The organism is Brachyspira hampsonii 30446 (assembly GCF_000316195.1).
GTDB classification, from domain to species: domain Bacteria; phylum Spirochaetota; class Brachyspiria; order Brachyspirales; family Brachyspiraceae; genus Brachyspira; species Brachyspira hampsonii_C.
In genome coordinates, this window is record NZ_JH994110.1 from 797558 (window position 1) to 816275 (window position 18718).

17 protein-coding genes and 2 pseudogenes are annotated in these 18718 nt (G+C 26.4%); 9 read left to right on the plus strand and 10 right to left on the minus strand.

Annotated elements, in window-relative coordinates; translation table 11 throughout:
- Positions 1-155: 155 nt before the first annotated feature.
- Together A966_RS03555 and glyS are read right to left on the minus strand one after the other, a co-directional pair.
- A complete protein-coding gene (locus A966_RS03555) occupies positions 156-899 on the minus strand; it encodes a hypothetical protein (RefSeq protein ID WP_008722608.1) in 744 nt (247 codons plus the stop codon).
- A 167-nt stretch (positions 900-1066) separates the two neighbouring features.
- Positions 1067-3093, minus strand: a pseudogene (glyS, locus tag A966_RS03560) (glycine--tRNA ligase subunit beta).
- A gap of 305 nt (positions 3094-3398) precedes the next feature.
- Between glyS and lpxC the strand changes: the two are divergent.
- From lpxC to hemW, 3 genes are read left to right on the plus strand one after another with little or no spacing between them, the layout of a single operon-like run.
- Positions 3399-4691, plus strand: a complete 1293-nt coding sequence (gene lpxC, locus A966_RS03565) for a UDP-3-O-acyl-N-acetylglucosamine deacetylase (protein ID WP_008722611.1) — start codon at positions 3399-3401, stop codon at positions 4689-4691.
- Between the two features lie 57 nt (positions 4692-4748).
- A complete protein-coding gene (locus A966_RS03570; RefSeq protein ID WP_008722614.1) occupies positions 4749-5603 on the plus strand; it encodes a sigma-70 family RNA polymerase sigma factor in 855 nt (284 codons plus the stop codon).
- Between the two features lie 4 nt (positions 5604-5607).
- Positions 5608-6756 (plus strand): radical SAM family heme chaperone HemW, encoded by a 1149-nt coding sequence (hemW, locus tag A966_RS03575; RefSeq protein ID WP_008722617.1) that lies wholly within the window; start codon positions 5608-5610, stop codon positions 6754-6756.
- Here the strand turns inward: hemW and A966_RS03580 are convergent.
- On the minus strand, positions 6748-7047 hold the full coding sequence (locus A966_RS03580) for a Trp family transcriptional regulator (protein ID WP_008722619.1): 300 nt from the start codon (positions 7045-7047) through the stop codon (positions 6748-6750). The genes hemW and A966_RS03580 overlap by 9 nt on opposite strands.
- Positions 7048-7201: 154 nt before the next feature.
- Here A966_RS03580 and A966_RS03585 point away from each other — a divergent pair, with 154 nt between their 5' ends.
- From A966_RS03585 to A966_RS03600, 3 genes are all read left to right on the plus strand, one after another.
- Positions 7202-7759, plus strand: a complete 558-nt coding sequence (locus A966_RS03585) for an ankyrin repeat domain-containing protein (RefSeq protein ID WP_008722621.1) — start codon at positions 7202-7204, stop codon at positions 7757-7759.
- Between the two features lie 109 nt (positions 7760-7868).
- On the plus strand, positions 7869-8996 hold the full coding sequence (dnaN, locus tag A966_RS03590) for a DNA polymerase III subunit beta (RefSeq protein ID WP_008722623.1): 1128 nt from the start codon (positions 7869-7871) through the stop codon (positions 8994-8996).
- A 711-nt stretch (positions 8997-9707) separates the two neighbouring features.
- On the plus strand, positions 9708-10562 hold the full coding sequence (locus tag A966_RS03600) for a DUF368 domain-containing protein (protein WP_008722627.1): 855 nt from the start codon (positions 9708-9710) through the stop codon (positions 10560-10562).
- 12 nt (positions 10563-10574) lie between these two features.
- On the opposite strand, the gene A966_RS03605 is transcribed toward A966_RS03600, so the two are convergent.
- The 7 genes and pseudogenes from A966_RS03605 to A966_RS03635 form a co-directional block, all read right to left on the minus strand.
- Positions 10575-11138 carry a hypothetical protein gene (locus tag A966_RS03605; protein WP_232817736.1) on the minus strand — a complete coding sequence of 188 codons (564 nt, stop codon included), beginning with the start codon at positions 11136-11138 and terminating at the stop codon, positions 10575-10577.
- A 60-nt stretch (positions 11139-11198) separates the two neighbouring features.
- Positions 11199-11714 (minus strand): YfbM family protein, encoded by a 516-nt coding sequence (locus tag A966_RS03610; RefSeq protein WP_008722633.1) that lies wholly within the window; start codon positions 11712-11714, stop codon positions 11199-11201.
- Positions 11715-11927: 213 nt separating this feature from the next.
- Positions 11928-12845, minus strand: a pseudogene (locus A966_RS14050) (Rpn family recombination-promoting nuclease/putative transposase).
- A gap of 68 nt (positions 12846-12913) precedes the next feature.
- Positions 12914-13180: a hypothetical protein gene (locus tag A966_RS03620; RefSeq protein ID WP_008722635.1), complete on the minus strand. Its 267-nt coding sequence runs from the start codon at positions 13178-13180 to the stop codon at positions 12914-12916.
- 27 nt (positions 13181-13207) lie between these two features.
- Positions 13208-14455 (minus strand): cell division protein FtsA, encoded by a 1248-nt coding sequence (gene ftsA / locus A966_RS03625; protein WP_008722636.1) that lies wholly within the window; start codon positions 14453-14455, stop codon positions 13208-13210.
- Positions 14456-14574: 119 nt separating this feature from the next.
- Positions 14575-15072, minus strand: a complete 498-nt coding sequence (locus A966_RS03630) for a hypothetical protein (protein WP_008722638.1) — start codon at positions 15070-15072, stop codon at positions 14575-14577.
- 3 nt (positions 15073-15075) lie between these two features.
- Positions 15076-15747: a hypothetical protein gene (locus A966_RS03635; RefSeq protein ID WP_008722640.1), complete on the minus strand. Its 672-nt coding sequence runs from the start codon at positions 15745-15747 to the stop codon at positions 15076-15078.
- A gap of 507 nt (positions 15748-16254) precedes the next feature.
- On the opposite strand from A966_RS03635, the gene A966_RS03640 reads away from it, so the two are divergent.
- Genes A966_RS03640 through A966_RS03650 form a run of 3 tightly spaced genes read left to right on the plus strand, consistent with a single transcriptional unit; the run spans position 16255 to position 18712 of the window.
- Complete coding sequence (locus A966_RS03640; RefSeq protein ID WP_008722642.1) at positions 16255-16938, plus strand: hypothetical protein; 684 nt, start codon at positions 16255-16257, stop codon at positions 16936-16938.
- Between the two features lie 7 nt (positions 16939-16945).
- Entirely contained in the window at positions 16946-17707 is a 762-nt protein-coding gene (locus A966_RS03645; RefSeq protein ID WP_008722644.1) for a hypothetical protein, read from the plus strand.
- A gap of 24 nt (positions 17708-17731) precedes the next feature.
- Positions 17732-18712: a glycosyltransferase family 9 protein gene (locus tag A966_RS03650; protein WP_008722647.1), complete on the plus strand. Its 981-nt coding sequence runs from the start codon at positions 17732-17734 to the stop codon at positions 18710-18712.
- Positions 18713-18718 lie beyond the last annotated feature (6 nt).

Genomic DNA, 18718 nt, shown 5'->3' on the forward strand with positions numbered 1-18718 from the left:
TTTTTTATAAAAATTGTTAGCATCTGTTAATTTTATTTTGATATATTATAAGCTAATAAAATTTATTTGATAAATAAAATAATTTTTAATATTTTTTAATTAAATAAAAAAAGGACTTTATATTTCTATAAAGCCCTTTTTTGTTTGATAATTTTTTATTTAACTTCTTTTAATGTACCTTTCAAAGTTAAAGTGTCATTTTCAAAAGTACCCTTCAAATCACCCTGCCAATAAGGTATGCCGTCTTTAGCTTTATCAGTAACCATCTGAATATCAGTAAAATTCATATCATTAGAAATTTGAGAAGTGCTGATTTTATTATTATCTAAACCATATCCTATTTTGAATATTCCGTTAGTATCAGACTTTAATTCATATACCCAAGGATAAACTGTAGGACCTCCAGCATGAGCGTATCTTATAGTAATTACTCCTGTTTCATCTTTTGTAACTCCTGTTCCTGTAATCATAGGACCATTAGTTCCGTCTAAAGTTTTTTGTGATATTCCTGTTCCTGTCATACCGTCAAAATTATAGGTTTTAGCAGGTGACACTCCGTAAAGTACAAAGAATCCAAATCCTCTTTCTATTTTATTATTTGCATATTGTTTATTTTCGTATCTGTATGAGTCCCAAGATTTAGTAGCTCCTTTTGGGGTTGAAGCTCCTGTTTCAGCATCAACTTTAGCGTCTATAGTACCATAAGTTCCTGAAACTTTTAAATATGAGTTTTGCATTAAATTATTATCATCATTAGCTTTTTCGCCAAATACAGCCTGAAAGTCTATATCCATAGTTCCTGCTTCAGATGTTCCTTGCTGATTTGATGTTGTATCTGTTTTAGAACATGAAAATACAAAAACAGATATAATAAGCATAATTAATATAATTTTTTTCATTTTCGCTCCTTTTTTTGTATTGATTATATAATAAAATATATAGAAAATATTACAATAAGAAAATGTAAATTTTTTTTATATTTGATAAATTATATAGTTAATAAAAAAAGCACCTCCATTTTATAATAAATGAAAGTGCCTTTTATAATGATTTATTTAATTATTTTTTATTTTACCAAACTAGAGAAATCAAGCATATTTTTAAAAATTTTATCTACTGAAGAAAGCAAAGCTATACGATTATTTTTTATTTTTTCATCGTCTACATTTACCATAATATCTTTGAAAAATTTGTCTAATGGTTCATAAAGACTTGCTAATAAAGCAAATGTTTTTTCATATTCTCTATTTTCCATAAGTTTGTTTACTTCATTTAATTTTTCTTTATATGTATTATATAATGATTTTTCTGCTTCTTCTTTTAATAATGATTCATCTAAGTTAGTATCTTTAGCAGATTTAATCATATTTTTAATTCTTTTAAATACTATTAAAAGATTAGAGAATAAAGCCTCATTTTTCTTTCTAAACTCATCAATGGCTTCTATTTTTAAGTAAGCGTCATACATATCGTCTATTCCTGTAGAAAGAACGCCTGCAACTGAATCTTTAGAAAAATCAATGTCATTTTCAAAACGGGATTTAAAGAACTCGAATATATCTTTTATTAAATCTTCGCTTTTATTATTTCTTGCATCTTTAGGCATAGAATTAATTGACTGTTCTATTAATTTTTTAAGATTAACATGCTTTTTAGATTTTATAAGTATATTAATGATACCTAAAGCCTGTCTTCTTAAAGCATTAGGATCTTGAGAACCTGTTGGTATATCTCCTACATAGAATCCAGCTGCTATATTATCCATTTTATCAAGTATAGCTATAGCCTTACCTGTATCATTAGAAGGTATTTCATCGGAAGCAAATAAAGGTCTGTACTGTTCATTGATAGCTAAAGCAATATCATCATTAAGGTTCATAGCTTTTGCAAAATATCCTCCCATTATACCCTGAAGCTCTGGGAAATTATAAACCATATTGCTTACTAAATCTGATTTCATATATTTAATAGCTTTAAGTATATTTTCTTTATCTTTTTCATATCCTAAAAGTGTTATTAAAAGCTCAGAGTTTTTCTCAAGTCTTTTTACTTTATCAGCAACACTTCCAAGCTCTTTTCTAAACATAAGCATTTCAAGTCTTTCATTCATCTCGTCCATACCTTTTCTTATATCTTCTTGGTATAGGAATCTTCCGTCTGAAAGTCTTGCTGTTAAAACCCTTATATTTCCAGCTATTATCTGAGGAGTTTTGGGCTGATTAGCTGTTATTACAAATACATTAGTTAAAGAACCGTCTTTTTTACATAATGGGAAGTATTTCTGATGTTCTATCATTTCGCTTGTCAATACTTCTTTAGGCACTTCCAAAAATTTAGAGTCAAATTCTGCAGTTAGTAAGTAAGGCTCCTCTGTCAAATCTACAACTATTTCAGATACTTTTTTCTTAGAAACAGCTTCAAAACCTAATTCTTTTTCTATATTTTCTAATTGATTTATAATATTTTCTAACCTTTTTTCTCTTGATACTATAACATGCTTTTCTAATAATATTTTTTCATAGTCTTTAGGATTATTAATTTCTTTAAATTCAGGAGAAAGAAGTCTATGTCCTGTTACTTTGTTATTAGTTTCTATTCCAGCAACTGAAGTTTTAATAATTTCATTTCCGAATAATGCTATTACATTTCTTATTGGGCGGACAAAAGCAAAATCTTTATTTCCCCATCTCATTTTCTTTTTAAAATCTATACTTGAAACAATACTTTCTAGTTTTTCTTCAAATAGTTTTTTAGTTTCTATACCTTTTTTTCTTTTTTTACAAATATATATTTTTTTCCATTTACTTCTTTTATATATGGTTTATCAAATGATTCATTTTCATCAATATTTTTTACTGAATTAGCATTGATATTATGAGATTTCAAAAAACCTTCTCCTGCTTTTGTAGGATTACCATCTTTAAAAGCACTTTCAAATAAAGGTCCTCTAAATTCTATTACTTCATCTTTTGATTTTTCTTCTATGTTTTCTGCTAAAATTGCTAATCTTCTTGGGGTAGTGTATGAGCTAACAGAACTGAAATTAATACCATTATTTTTTAATGTATTTTCTATTATTTTTTTAAAACTCATACTTGCAGGATATGCAAAATCTGCCGGTATCTCTTCAACCAATATTTCAATGAGTAAATCTTTCACTTTAATTTTCCTTAAAATAATAATTATTAATGTCCTATATTGTATATTTATAGTATAAAAAAAACAATATTTTTTGAATGTTAATTTGCAATTTTGTTAACTATTTGTTTATTTGTAAGGTTATATTAATAAAGAATAAGAATATTTAAAGAAAATAATTATTATTTTACGATAATATATAATAAGATATTGATTTTATATCATTAATATACTATATTTATAAATTGGAAGATTTGAATATGCAGACAGTAACAACTAAACAAAATATATTAATAATAGATGATGAAGAGGATATACTGACTACTTGTCAGAATATTTTAGAAGATGAAGGCTATGGAGTAGATATAGCCAAAAATTATAAAGAAGCAGAGTACATATTTAATAGTAAGAAGATAAATTTAGTATTTTTAGATGTATGGCTTCCCGATGTAGATGGGCTAGACATACTTTCTAACATAAAGGAAAAATATCCTAATACTACTGTAATAATGATGAGCGGACATGCTGGTGTTGAAACCGCTGTAAGAGCTACTAAAATGGGGGCTTATGACTTTTTAGAAAAACCTATTAGCATATCCAAGCTTCTTTCAAGCTGTGAAGATGTATTCAAAGAGAGTATAGATAAAGCGGAAGTATCAGTAAATGAGGAAAATTGCTCCAATAAACATTGCGGTAATGTAGGATATAAGATTAAACAGAGAACTATAGCTAAAAGCATTGTTGTAAGCGGTTTTGCCTTAATGGAGGGAAGAAAAACTGCATTAACATTAGTTCCTGCTGATGTTAATACAGGTATAGTTTTTATTGATATTAATACAAATACTCATATAAAATTATCACATAATAATATACTTTCTAAAGATAAATCCGGAGCGGTTAATTCTACTGCTTTGGTATGCGGAAATAGATATATAAAGACTACAGAGCATTTCTTGGCGGCACTTCATATGATGGGTATTACTAATTTAATAGTAAAATGTGATGGAGAAGTACCAAATGTTGATGGTTCTGCTTTAGTATTTTGCAATGCTTTAAAAGAGGCTGGTTTTGTAGAGCAGGACGGTTATATAGAGCCTATAGTGATAGATACTACTTTAACTTATGGTAATGTTAATGATAATGAAACTTATATAATACTTTCGCCTTATGATGGGCTTGAAGTAAGTCTTCGTATAGATTTTGCTGGTTCTATAGGAGTACAGGAATATACATATAAATTTGAAAATTTCGATCAGTTTACCGATGAGATTGGAAGAGCAAGATCATTTAATACAATAGACAATATTGATTATGCACAAAAAATGGGAATGGCTGGAAGCGGTATGATAGGAAGTCATATAATTCTTTGCGATGGAAAAGTAATTAATACCAAACTTCATTTCGATAATGAGTTTGTAAGACATAAAATTTTGGATATAATTGGAGATTTATATATTTTAGGCAGACCTATAAGGGGCAAAGTTGTTGCTAATAAGTCATCTCATTCTTTCAATCATTCCGTTGTACATGATCTTGCAAATAGATATTTATGAATTTGATTTAATGGTTAAAAATGATATAATTAATAACTAATTTAAGAGTATAAAAATATGTCAGAAAGCAGGTTAAGAACTAATACGGAAGAACAGAATAATATATCATTATATTTTGCAGATGCTAAAAAAGAAAAACTTTTAACTAGAGAAGAAGAAATAGAACTTACGAAAAGACTCAAAGAAGGCGATGCAGAGGCAAGGTCTAAACTTATTAGAAGTAATTTAAGGTTTGTTATTACTATTGCAAAACAGTATAAAAACAGCGGACTTCTGCTTGAAGATTTGATAAGCGAAGGAAATATGGGGCTTATAATAGCAGCTGACAGATTTGATCCGGATAAAGGATATCATTTTATATCTTATGCAGTTTATTGGATAAGGCAAAGTATTTTAAGGGCTATTAATGAGAAATCAAGACTCATAAGGCTTCCTTTAAACAAAGCTATGGATTTAGTGGATTTGGAACGCACTGTGCATCAATACTATTATAAAAGCGGATATGCTCCTGATGTTAATGAGCTTGCTGCCATATTAAATAAAGATCCTAATGATATACTTCATATTATGTCTATGAGTACAGAACATATTTCACTTGAGGGCGAATATAATTATGATGGTATGAAAGATAGGCTTATTGATACTATAGAGGATAAAACTTCTACAAATGTTGAAGAAACTGCTATAAACAAAGAGCTTATGGAGGAATTAAAAGTTGCTATTGAAAGTTTATCAGATATAGAAAAACAGATTATTAATGCCAGATATGGAATAGATCAGGAGAGAAAAACTCTTAAAGAGGTTGGGGAGATGTTTTCCTTTACTAAAGAGCGTATAAGACAAATAGAAAAAAAAGCATTGATAAAAATGCATTCTCAAAAATACAGTTCATTAAAAGATTTCTTAAAATAATAAAATGTCAGGGCTTTATATACATATCCCTTTTTGTACATATAAATGCAGCTACTGCAATTTTTATTCTATTGTTAATATGAATGACAGAGAAATATACAGAAGATACTCAGAAGCATTAATATCAGAACTAAAATTAAGAATACAAAATTATAAATCATATATAGAAACAATATATTTCGGAGGAGGCACTCCTTCTGTATTTGGTTCTGATTTATTAAAATATTTGTTAGATAATATATTAGATATTGTATATAATCATAATAGAGATTATATAGGTTCAAAAAATACAGATTTAATCAAAGAAATAACTATTGAATCAAATATAAATGATATAAACTTAGAATATATAAAATTTTTAGAGAAAATACAAAATATAAGGCTTTCTCTTGGTATTCAAACATTTAATGAAAAAAGTTTAGCTGTTATAAATAGGCATACAGATAAAAATGATATTATAAATGTACTTAAATTAATAAATAAATCTTCTTTAGAAAATATATCTCTTGATTTTATATGCGGTCTCCCTTTAAACTCAGAAATGCAAATAAAAGATGATATATTATTTTCTTATGATTTGCTTCCTAAAGTCAAGCATTTTTCACTTTACTATTTAGAGCTTACAGAGTCATTGCATAAAAAATGGAAAGATTTACTTCCTAATGATGAAGAATCTGTCATTTATTATAAAAAAGCATCTGATACTTTGGAAGGACTTGGATTTAAAAGGTATGAGGTTTCAAATTATTCGCTTCCTGATTATAATTCTATTCATAATAGTAATTATTGGCTTTTAAAAGATTATATAGGTATAGGAGTATCTGCTGCAGGATGTTATAATAATAATAGATACTGCAATGTAAAAATGCTTAGAGATTATTTTAATTTCATTGACAATAGTAATCTCCCTATAAAAGAAAATGAATACTTAGATATAGATACTAGAAAAAAAGAGTTTATATTCCTTTCACTAAGGACAGTAAAAGGAATAAATATTGATAAGTATAATAATTACTTTAATGAAAAATTTTATGATAAGTATTACAACATTATAAATAATAATACTCAATATTTTAATGTATATAAAAATTATTTATCTATAAAGAAGCACTATTTTGATTATGTTGATGAGATTAGTATATTGTTACTTTGATTTGTTTAATGATTCTTGAAAGTTTTTGTCGTTTATAAGATATTTATCTACTATTATTGCTAAAGCACTGTCATCTTTTTTTAATTCCTTTGCACCTCTTGTTATCGAACAAAGACTTGCATTCAGATGTTTGGCAATTTCATATTGCGGCATTTTCTTTCTTAATAATGTTACTATCCTCAGTCTTTGCTGTATCATATCTTGTTCATCTTTTGTGAAGAGTTCTGTTAGAAGTTTCTTAATAAATTCTTCATTATTTTCAGTTGCTAGAATATGTGCTAAAAGTTCCATTTTATATCTCCTTAAATTCATTACTATTAATAATACTACTATATTAAGTATAGAATAAATATTAATTTTTTCAAGCAAATTTCTTATTATTATATATAATAATGTTACAAGTATATATAAATTACTGTTTATTAATAATAATCAAGGCAAATTTATGAAAAAAGCTAATAAAAATACGAAAAAGATTTCTACCAAAGAAAACAATAAAAATAATATATTTATTATTTTTTTTATTATATTTATCTTACTTACTGTATTTATATACAATTTTTATAATAAAAAAATTAATTCCATTTCAAATATAAATGAAGTAGATTCATCAGGACTTACAATAGTTATGAAGGCATTACTTAATGAAAATAATCAATTAAGCATCAACGATATAAAAAAACTTATAAGAGATAATAGAAAAAATATAGATTATAAAATCAGAGATAGCGAAAGTAAGACTTTATTAATGTATGCAGTATATAATGGAGATACTGAAATAATAAAGGATATAGCTGAATACGGCAATCAATTAAATGAAATAGACAATAATGGAAGAACTGCATTGCATTGGGCGGTTTATTATAATAAATATGATGCTGTTGTTGCTTTAATAGAACTTGGTGCTAAAGATTTCATAAAGGACAATTATTCTCTTACTCCTATAGATATAGCACAGTATGAGGGGTATGAGGATATATATAAATATTTATCAAATTTATAATAATTAAAATATATTGTAAAAAATATTTTTTAATGTTAGAATTAGTAATCAATATTATAGTTTTTAGAAATTAATAGAATATAAATAAATAATAAAAAAAGAGGAAGCAATGAGATTTAGATGTTTAAAAAAAGATATAGTAAAATCTATTGGAGTTACTGAAAATGTTGTTGAGGGCAAAGTAATTTATAATATAGAAAGCAATGTACTTTTTCATCTTTCAGGAAATATGCTTACATTGACTGCTACTGACGGCTCTGTTTGGGCTAGAAGCAGAATCATACTTGATGACTGTGAGGGTGAAGGTGCAGTTGCTGTATATGCTAAAAAAATAAGTTCAATATTAAAAGAGATGCCTGACGGACTTATTACTATTAATGTAGAAGAAAATGAAAAAATCAATATAGAATCTGAAAACGGAAAAACTAAGCACTTAATCATCGGAATGAAAACAGATGATTTCCCTGCTTATCCTGAAAGCAATGGTGATATTAGTTATATAATGCTTCCTACTAAAGAACTAGTTACTATGATTAATAAGACAATATCATCAATAGCTAAAGAACCATTTAAGCCTGCTTTAAGGGGTATATGCTTTGAGAAAACCGATTCTAAATTTCTTGCTGTTGCTACTGACGGCAGAAGAATGGCTGTTATAGAGAGAGAGTTTGAAGGTGTAGAAAACGGCTCTTTTTCAATAATTATAGAGCCTAAAGTATTAAATGAAATACTTGTTACTGCAAATTATGATGATGTAGAACAAGTAAAAATGGGAGTAGACGGACAGCAGGTTTATTTCCAAGTAGGCAAATATGACTTTGTATCTAGCCTTATAGAAGGAAAATATCCTAATTTCAGACAGGTTATACCAAAAGAGTTTGCTTATAGTTTTAGGGTTAATAAAAATGATTTATTAGATGCTATAAGAAGAATTGTACCTATGATTAATGATGTTCGTTCAAAGAGAATGATATTAACTGTTTCTGAGGAATCTCTTAAAGTAAAAGGTATTAACCAAGAGATGGGAGAATCTTTAGAGGAAATTGATATAAAATATTCAGGAGAAGAGCATTCTGTGGCTTATAATTACACTTATATACAAGATGTTATAAAACAAATTGATTCTGAAATTGTTACTTTTATGGTTAATAAAGATTCTAGTCCTACTATGGTAAAAGAAATAGAAAGAGAGGATTATTATTATATTATAATGCCTATGAGTATAGGTGAGGAGTAATTCATTTTAATAGGAAATTATTATTGAAATTTTGGATTTATCTGTATTTGATAATGAATCAAAAAACAGATAATAGATTTTTATTATTTATTGCTCAATAAACAAAAAAGTATGCTAAAAATGATTTGAATAAATTTAGCGGAAGTTTAAAAATATTAGAAAAATATCCGCTAGAATTCCAAAAAAATAAGAAATGAATGGGAATAATATATTACTTGATACAAATGCAATTATATATTTTCTAAGCGGTAAGTTTTTATTCGATAGTGAATATAATATATTTACATCAATAATATCGGAAATAGAATTACTATGCTATCCAAAAATAACATTGGAAGAATAAAATATAATAAAAGATTTTATTAATAGTATTAATATTATAAATTTAGATAGTTATATTAAAAATGAAACTATTTTAATAAAAAGAGAAATTTCTATAAAACTTCCAGATGAAATTATATTGGCTGCTGCAAAAATAAATAATTTAATTTTATTGACTCAAGATGAAGGTATATTGAAATATAATGTATATAAAAATATACAGATGAAAAAATGTTTCTAAGTATAATCGTTTTTTATAAATTATTTTTGTAAAAAAATAGTAAAATTATTGTAAAAAATACTTGCTTAAAATACTTATATAATATATTATCATTTTTCAAATAATTGATGATTTTTTGAGTTTCTTATTTAAGAGGTTAATTGAAATATATGAAAATTTTAGGTAATTATATTTATACTATAATAAAAGGTTTTATAATAGGAGCTTCAATGCTTGTACCAGGTTTCAGCGGCGGCACTATGGCTATGATACTTGGAATATATGATAAATTAATTGCTTCTTTAAGCGGTATTTTAACTTTCTCAAAAAATGAAAACTACTTTCTTAAAAACAAACTTAACTTTTTGTTTTTAATATTTTTCTCTGCGGGCTCTCTTTTAGGTATGGTTATAATTTCAAAGCCATTATCAAATTTAATAGAGAAATATTATACAGTTTCTTCTTTCTTTTTTATGGGATCTGCACTTGGCGGATTCAATACTGTATATAATAAAACTAAATCCTATAAATTTGATTTTTTGAGCATTATATATATTCTTTTAGGAGCAGCAATAGTATATTTAATATCTATAATACCAGAAGGATTTTTCAGCAGTTCCGGAGATAGAAGTGAGATGTTTATGTACTTTATACTTATAGTAGCTGGTTTAATAGTTGCTATTGCTATGATACTTCCGGGTATAAGTGTGTCATATATGTTTTTGCTTTTAGGTATTTATCAGGAAACTATTGATGCTGTTCATGATTTGTATATTCCATATTTAGCACCTTTGGCTATAGGGGCAATTTTAGGAGTTGTTCTCACTACTAAAATTTTAGAATATTGGATGGAGCATTATGTAAAGTCTTCTTATTTGATAATATCTGGTTTTGTATTAGGTTCTATTATACAGGTTTTTCCCGGACTTCCAAAAGGCATTGAATGGGCTTTATGTCCTATAGTGTTTTTAGCAGCGTATTTTCTCATAAGACTTTTGCAGAGATTCGATCCTGATAATAGATAATATTTTACAATATTAGTTGTATATTATCTTTATATTATAAATATTAAAATAATACGGATATCTGCTGAAAAGCTCTATATTAAAAGTTTTATAATTATTTGTTTCTTTAAAATTTTTTATTTCTTTACTGCCATTTAAAAAGAAATCAATTTGCAGAAATGAGTTTATATTTCTTTCATTAATACTGTCATAAATATTTTTTGGTATTTGTATTATGAACAATTTATTTTCTTTTACAGATTTATAATTATTGTATCCATCTGTGATTTCTATATTAAATAGGGCAGGGTATACATTAATTTTATATGTATTTAGTACACGTCCTAATTTCATTATATTTATTTCTAAAATTTTTATATTGTATTTTATATTTTGATTTGCAGTTATATTTAACTTGATATCTGCATCTTTGTCGAATGTTTGAATATATAAATTATTAGTGTCGAAATTATCATCTTCTAAAAATAAATTATAATTATATTCATCTTTATGAAATCCTATTATATCAGATTTTTCTCTTTGTATATCATAGCCTTTATATTTTAAATCGCTTAATTTGTAAATATCATCAGCCATAACTGAAAAAACATTTATATAAATAGTAAAAAATAAAAAAAGAAACTTTATCATATAAAATTACTGGTCAGTCGTAAATATTACAGCCCTATTAGCTTCTGAAGCATTTTTCCAAAACTCTATGCTTCTGTAAAAATAATCCCAAGTATATTCAAAGTCTTCATCGCTTAAAGTATACTCATAATCTTTTTCATCTATTTTTAGATATTTTTCTTTGAGATTTTCTTTTGTGATAGTTTCTATTTTTGAGGCAATGTCTTTAACAATGTTTGCTTTTTTTAATGTGATAATATAATCTTCTTCATCATCTCCGTTTCCGTATAAAACATCTCCTCCCATTATAACAGAGCCTAAAGGATAATTATCATCACCGAATACTAAAAGCCTATCATTAGAAAGGCATCTATGCATAGCGTCCCAAGATTTATCAAGCTCATAAATATATTTTTTATGTTTTTCAAAGTATATTTCTTCTAAATATTCAGAAACAAAATCAGGTCTTTCAAGTCTTGAAGTTTTTAATAATTTATTTAAATCCTTATCGCTTAAAGCAAATAATACTCCCAAACAGCCCATAATTATAACTCCGTAGTAATTATTAATTTTTTATTAAAAACTTTTCAATAATGATTTTGTAAAACTAAAGGGTTTTTATTTAATATAAAAACTTTTTAATTAATAATTCATACAATTCTTATTAATAGCGGACACCCACAAGTTTTTTATTTTTATTATCTATAAAAAAACTTGTTCATAAATATCCCTGCCATTCTTACGAATAGCAGGCACTCACAAGTTTTTTATTTCTTTTATACTTAAACCTGTAATTCTGCTTATATCTTCATTACTCATATTCATTTTTTTTTAAATTTAATGCTATGTCTTTTGCTTTATTTATTTCTCCTTGCTCTATTCCTTCTTTAATTCCTTCTCTTATTCCTTCTTCTTTACCTAGTCTTCTTTCCTCATCAAGCATTATTTGATTGCCGTATAAATAAGCCTCTTTTTTTCGTATTTCATCATCATTAATCTGCTTTTTACAAAATTATTATATTTTTTCTGTACTTCTTCCATTATAGGTTTTTCTTTTACTATTTCAGACATAGACGCCTCCAAATTTTTACTTGTAAATATTTTGATCCAATAATTTAAATCTTTAGATAATACATTTTTCTTAAATTTTTTTAATTCTATTATATGTATTTGCAAATGATCAGTGAGAAGTTTTTTATTATTCATCTCATAAAGCATATAGCATGAATGTATATTTTTAGTTTTATCTAAATTAAAATTTAATAGATTTATACTTATTACAGGGGTAAGCTCATCATATCTTTCACCATGTTTTAATAATTTACTATAATTAGCAGCCCAATAATAAAGTATGCGTTCTGGAAATCTTGAATTACCTTGTAATTGTATCTCTATTATAACAACAGAACCATTTTGGGTAATACACTTGACATCAAGGCGTCTGCCCACCTTCGGTGCTATAGTCTATTTTAAATTCTTATTCTTTTTTAAATTAAAAGGAGTTAATATTTCCACAGAACGAAATGTTTTCATATTAGCATTAAGCATTATAGAATTGATAAAGTCCAAAAGTATAGATTCGCTGCTGCCTTTATCAGTAAAGAGATATCTTATAAAATAATCATTCAAAGGATTGAAATATTTTATTTTTGTGGTATTTAATTTTTTAATCATATACATATTATACTAATAAAGAATGTATTTGTCAAAATTTACAGTTATAGTTATTAAGTATGAAATTTTTATAAAAAATAATTAGCTGCAAATATTATTAAAGCCAGAATAATACTGTATATTAAAGACATTTTTATTTTGATAGATTTAAGAAAATATATAACTAAAAATAAAGCAAAAATTAATGCAGCAATAAAATAATATCTTTTAATACCTTCATTTACTATTATTAAACTTATAGAAGCTACAAGATTGCTAATCATAATTATTCTTACCAATATAAGCTGAATTGTTATAGCAAGTATATCATCATTATCCGGTTCTTGATTATTCATACTTTACTGCCTGCTATAATGAATATTTTATTTAAAAAATTCAGAAAAAGGATTTTTAAAGTTGAATTTAAATTTACCTTTTTCAGAAGTTTTTTTATGAGGTATATTTACCTGAGTAGCCTCATCTAAACTCATCATAAGTATTCCAATAACAGCTGAATATGCAGGGTTATTTGCTATATCTCTTATTCCTTCAATTTTATCAGGCACACCTATTCTGGCACTAATAGGGGCAGCACCTTTAACGGCAGTTTGATAGGCCTTAGCAAGTTCTACCAATCCCGGAAGCAATGCCCCTCCTCCTGTAAATACCATTCCTGCAGAAAGAGAATCAATATACTTCATTTTATTTAATTCTTTTCCGCATAAACTGAAAATTTCTTCTACTCTAGGCTGTATAATTTCAGTTAAAACTCTTTTAGGTATAGTACGCATTTGTCCGCTTGCAGTAGGCACTTCAATAATTTCCTTTTCTCCAACCATATCTATAAATGCAAAACCATGATCTCTTTTTAATCTTTCAGCAGAAGGTATTGTGATTCTTAGACCTTCGGCTATATCATTAGTTATATGCTGACTTCCTACAGGTATAACAGCAGTATGCCAAACAGAACCTTCCAAATATACCATAATAGAAGTAGTAGAATGTCCTATATCAAATACCACTACGCCAAGCTCTTTTTCATCTTCAGTAAGACATGCTTCAGAACTTCCTCTTATATTAACTATAAAGTCCTTTCCTGAAAAACGCATTTTATTTAAAGTTTTTCTTAAATGTTCGCTTACATGTTTAAGCCCTGTTATGATATGCACTTTAGTTTCAAGTCTTGTTCCGGACATACCTACAGGATTTTTTATTTCATCTTGTCCGTCCAAGGAATATTCCTGTTCTATAGCTTCTATTATTTCTCTGTCAGCAGGTATTAGTATATTTTTGGCACTTTCTAAAACTCTTTCTATTTCGGCAGGGGTAACTTCTTTGTCTTTAGTATTAACACCTATTACACCTTTACTGTTTAATCCTTTTATATGATCTCCGCCTATTGCGGCAATTATATCAGGAGCTTGTAATCCGGCCATATGTTCAGCTTCATTTATAGATTTTTCTATAGCATTGGCAGCTGCATCTATATTGATAATAACTCCTTTTTTGATGCCTTCGCTTTCGCTTTCGCCTATACCTATAACATCTAATTTATCATTATTAACACGGGCAATGACAGTTTTTATTGATGCACTTCCTGCATCTAATCCTGCTAAGATTGGCTCTTTCAAGTTTAAACTCCTAAATAATAATATTATGTTAATATTCTCGGTAAAAATAAAAGTATGATTAATGATTATTTTTTATGATTTTATTATGGTTTAATTAAATTAATATATAACTTATTAAATTATAAAATAACCCATTTATTGTTTTCATAAGACATTACGAATGTTTGTCTTGCTTTTGAAGTAGTATCTTCTACTCTGTCATAAACAGATGAATCGGCATCTATATAAGCCTTTTTTCCTTCTAATTTTATATCATAAACTTTTTCTATTTTAGTTTCAAATTCAAAATCTAATGAAGGATCGCTTTGTACATACTCATCAGCATTTTTTATATTTCTGCTTTTTCTTAATACTTCTTTGTAATTTGTAGAATAGAATTTTTCATAAGCTATCCTCACGCTATCTTGATTATAAGGCAATGAGTAAAACTCTTTCAAAGATGATAAAGCTAGATTTTTTAATTTATCTTCATCATATTTTTTTACTTCTACATTTTCTTTAAAATCTTCATCTTTTAGAATTATTTCAACTCTTTTAATATTTTCTTTATTATTACTGCTGCTGCATGATATTGAGGATAATATAGCAAATGATATTAATAATATATATTTAAACATTTATTAAAGTCCTTCCAATATAGATTTTCTTGTATTTTGAGGCGGCATAGCTTCTTTTTCTTTTATTCTTGTATCTGATGTTGTTGTAACATTATTCATATCTATATATTTTACAACACTTGGTCTTTCTAATATTATTCTTATATCTCCATTCTGCCAAGCTACTGTATTGGCATTTAGGAAAGCTCCTTTAGAGTATTTGGCATTTAAAGCAGATAATAATTCAAGAAAATCAACCTGATTAGGCTGAAAATTTATGGTTATAGAATATAAAGCATCATTTTTAAATATAAAATATCCGCTTTTATAAAATTTATTTTCTTCTAAAGCAAGGAATGTAGCACTTTCTTCAGAATTCAAATCTACAGTACCTGTCATATATTGTTTAGGTAAAGTCATAGTATTATCGCTTAATATAGCATTTATTGTGTCTTGTCTTGTTGCTCCTAAAGTAATGTTTTTAAATCCTGTTATAGGAGTATCTATTACAGCAGGTTTTCTGCCCATTATAGCATCATTAGTTATATATTCATCATTATTCTGATTATTTTCTTCTGTTGTTTGTGTATTATTTTGTGTGTTATTTTGAGGCGGAATATAAGCATCATTTGTTGCATATTGAGAAAATAAACTGTATCCAAATACAAATATCAAAATAAATATATATTTTTTCATTTTTTATCCCAAATTTTTTATTTTATTCTTTTAATAAAACCTTATAAATACAATGTTGTTATATAGTATCGGTTATATTTTATTTCAAAATAGTAAATTTATTTTGCTGTTTTTTTATATTAGACCTGTTTCAAAACTACTTGACAAACAATTTTATGAGTTTATTATTTTATGCTAAATTAAATAATATTAATAACAATTTAATTAAATATTTTATATGTTGTATAAATTGTATGTTTAAGCTAGAAAATGCAGTTCTTTTGGTTATTTTATACCAATAAAAGAACTGGGGTTTGGCACGACTGTGTGCTTCGCAGCAAAGCCCCAACTATAATTTAAAAATATTAAATAAATATTAATAAATTTAGTTTTGAAACAAGTCTATTATTCTTTAAAATTATGCAATTAAGGCTTATTAATTTAATTAAAAAAATTTGAAAAAATTATGAAATATATTATATTATTATTTATAAAATGGTTTTTAGGAAATTAATCGGGAAATTAATTATGAATAAATACAATAGAGTTACAATAGTTTGCGGTCATTATGGTGTTGGGAAAACTACTTTTTCTATTAACTATAGTATGTATATTAGAAATTTTACATCTAAAGATATTTATATTGCTGATTTAGATGTTGTGAACCCTTATTTCAGATCCAGAGAACATTCTTCGTATTTAGAAGAAAAAAATATAAAAGTTATAGGAAGCTACCTTCCGCGGTCAGGTTCTGATTTACCTGCGGTTTCTGCTGAAGTTTATTCTATTTTCGATAGAAAAGATATTATAGGGATAATTGATATGGGTGGCAATTCAGCAGGCAGTTTATCATTTGCTTCTTTTCGTGATAATGTTGATATTAATGAAACGGATGTTTTTTTTCTTTTTAACGCTAACAGAAAAGAAAATTCTGATTTTGAATCGGCATTAGGGCATTTATTAAGTATAGAGGCAACACTTGGATTAAATGTAACTGCTATAGTAAATAATACTCATTTAATGGATGAAACTTCTTTTGATGATATAGAAAGAGGAGAAAATATAGCGTATAATTTATCTAAAGAGAAAAATATTCCGATAAAATTTACTTGTATTAACAGCAAATTTTATCGTAACAATTCTAAAATATCGACTAAATATGATTTATTTGTAATTGATTATGATATAAAAAAGATAGGAAATATTATATAGTTGATTTATGGATTATGGTAATGTCAGATTATATGAGATAGCCTCTATGTTATCACCTAGCGTATATGAAACTATATTCTATAGTCAGTATCAAGGGCGTTCGGATAAGGATGCCTTGATTTTAGATGATGAAACATTTGAGAGATGTCATGTATCTGATAATGTTTATAAGAATTTTCTATTTTCTAATGCTGCAAGGCTTGGAAAAAGTATTGATTATGTAGGTCTTAATCAGATGCATAGTGCGGTAATAGAAGATATGAAAATAACTGAAAATGACATATCTGTAAAATTAAATGATATTATTTTAACTAATTTGGCTAATACTTTAATAGATATAAAATCTATGGATGTAAGATTGGAGCCTTTTTATATTACTTTGTTATTTAAAGGTATAAATTATTATTCTAATAACTATATAGATGAGAATGAAAAATTAATACCTATTGATGAAAGCCCTGTAAATTCTATATATCGTCAGGATCAATTATCTTTTATTAATGACAAGCATATAGATATAGTAATTTCAACGCAGTATATAGATAATAAATTAAAATATATTATAATAAATTGCAGCAATATTGAAGTTGTTGAGTCTGCTAAAGATACTTGGAAAAATATTTTTAAAAATGACTTTTCTATGCTTTATGAATATTTTCAAAATATTAGAAAGTCTAGTAATTTGATAATAGAAGGAACTGTTTATAAAACTATAATATCAGGATATGAAAAATTTATGGATGATTTCATAGATTTAGATGATTTTTAATTATATTTTATAATTTGATTTTTTATGGAAAATATTAAAAACTTACTTATACATTCTCCTAATTGGCTTGGAGATATAATTATGTCTATGCCTGCTATTCATTTAATAAAAGAAAAATATGAAGGCATAAAAATTACTGTAATGGCAAAAAAATCTATGTTTGGAGTTTTTGAGGCTTCTGATTTAGTTGATGAATGTTTGGAAGTAAAAAGATTTCCTCATTTGAGAAAATATCATTTTGATGCTGCTTTGATTCTTCCTAATTCATTTGAAAGTGCTTTTAGAGTATTCGGGCATGGTATAAAAAGGCGTATAGGTTATAAGGCTGATTATAGAAATTTTATGCTTACAGATGCAGTTGATAGAAAAGAAGTTAGGTGGATACATACATCTGATTATTATGTTAATTTGCTTAAAGCTATTGGAATAAATGAACAAAGACCTAGTATTAAATTAAAAATAAAAGAAGATATATTAAATAAAGCAAAAGATTATCTAAAAACTGTGAATCCTAATAATAAAAAAATATTTGCTTACGGCATAGGAGCAACTAACAGTGTAGGTAAGATTTGGAAAGAGGAGTATTTTGCAGAAGCTGCTAATTATTTGTCTAATAAATACGATGCTCTTACTTTATTTATTACTACCCCTAATGAAAAAGAGATATCTGATAAAATATCAGCAATGCTTTTAAAAGAGCCTATAATACCTTATATGTCATTAGATATGATAGCTGGTATTTTAAGTTTATGCGATGGTTTTATAGGCAATGATTCAGGGGCTATGCATGTAGCTTCTATAGTTGGGATACCGACTTTAGCATTATATTTTGCAACACCGGCATATCAAAATTTTCCTATTGGAATTAATAGCCAAATAATAGAAAAAAAGCCGGATAATCCTGCATGTATATGCGGCGGTAAAAAATGCAAATTAGAAACATTTGAATGCCGTGAGGTTATAAAGCCCAATGAGGTTATAAGCAAATTTGAAGCAATGATATAATTTATG

Coding starts and splice junctions, on each gene's coding strand:
- A966_RS03555 (WP_008722608.1), bottom strand. CDS start 899: ATGAAAAAAATTATATTAATTATGCTTATTATATCTGTTTTTGTATTT.
- lpxC (WP_008722611.1), top strand. CDS start 3,399: ATGCAGACAGTAACAACTAAACAAAATATATTAATAATAGATGATGAA.
- A966_RS03570 (WP_008722614.1), top strand. CDS start 4,749: ATGTCAGAAAGCAGGTTAAGAACTAATACGGAAGAACAGAATAATATA.
- hemW (WP_008722617.1), top strand. CDS start 5,608: ATGTCAGGGCTTTATATACATATCCCTTTTTGTACATATAAATGCAGC.
- A966_RS03580 (WP_008722619.1), bottom strand. CDS start 7,047: ATGGAACTTTTAGCACATATTCTAGCAACTGAAAATAATGAAGAATTT.
- A966_RS03585 (WP_008722621.1), top strand. CDS start 7,202: ATGAAAAAAGCTAATAAAAATACGAAAAAGATTTCTACCAAAGAAAAC.
- dnaN (WP_008722623.1), top strand. CDS start 7,869: ATGAGATTTAGATGTTTAAAAAAAGATATAGTAAAATCTATTGGAGTT.
- A966_RS03600 (WP_008722627.1), top strand. CDS start 9,708: ATGAAAATTTTAGGTAATTATATTTATACTATAATAAAAGGTTTTATA.
- A966_RS03605 (WP_232817736.1), bottom strand. CDS start 11,138: ATGGCTGATGATATTTACAAATTAAGCGATTTAAAATATAAAGGCTAT.
- A966_RS03610 (WP_008722633.1), bottom strand. CDS start 11,714: ATGGGCTGTTTGGGAGTATTATTTGCTTTAAGCGATAAGGATTTAAAT.
- A966_RS03620 (WP_008722635.1), bottom strand. CDS start 13,180: ATGAATAATCAAGAACCGGATAATGATGATATACTTGCTATAACAATT.
- A966_RS03630 (WP_008722638.1), bottom strand. CDS start 15,072: ATGTTTAAATATATATTATTAATATCATTTGCTATATTATCCTCAATA.
- A966_RS03635 (WP_008722640.1), bottom strand. CDS start 15,747: ATGAAAAAATATATATTTATTTTGATATTTGTATTTGGATACAGTTTA.
- A966_RS03640 (WP_008722642.1), top strand. CDS start 16,255: ATGAATAAATACAATAGAGTTACAATAGTTTGCGGTCATTATGGTGTT.
- A966_RS03645 (WP_008722644.1), top strand. CDS start 16,946: ATGGATTATGGTAATGTCAGATTATATGAGATAGCCTCTATGTTATCA.
- A966_RS03650 (WP_008722647.1), top strand. CDS start 17,732: ATGGAAAATATTAAAAACTTACTTATACATTCTCCTAATTGGCTTGGA.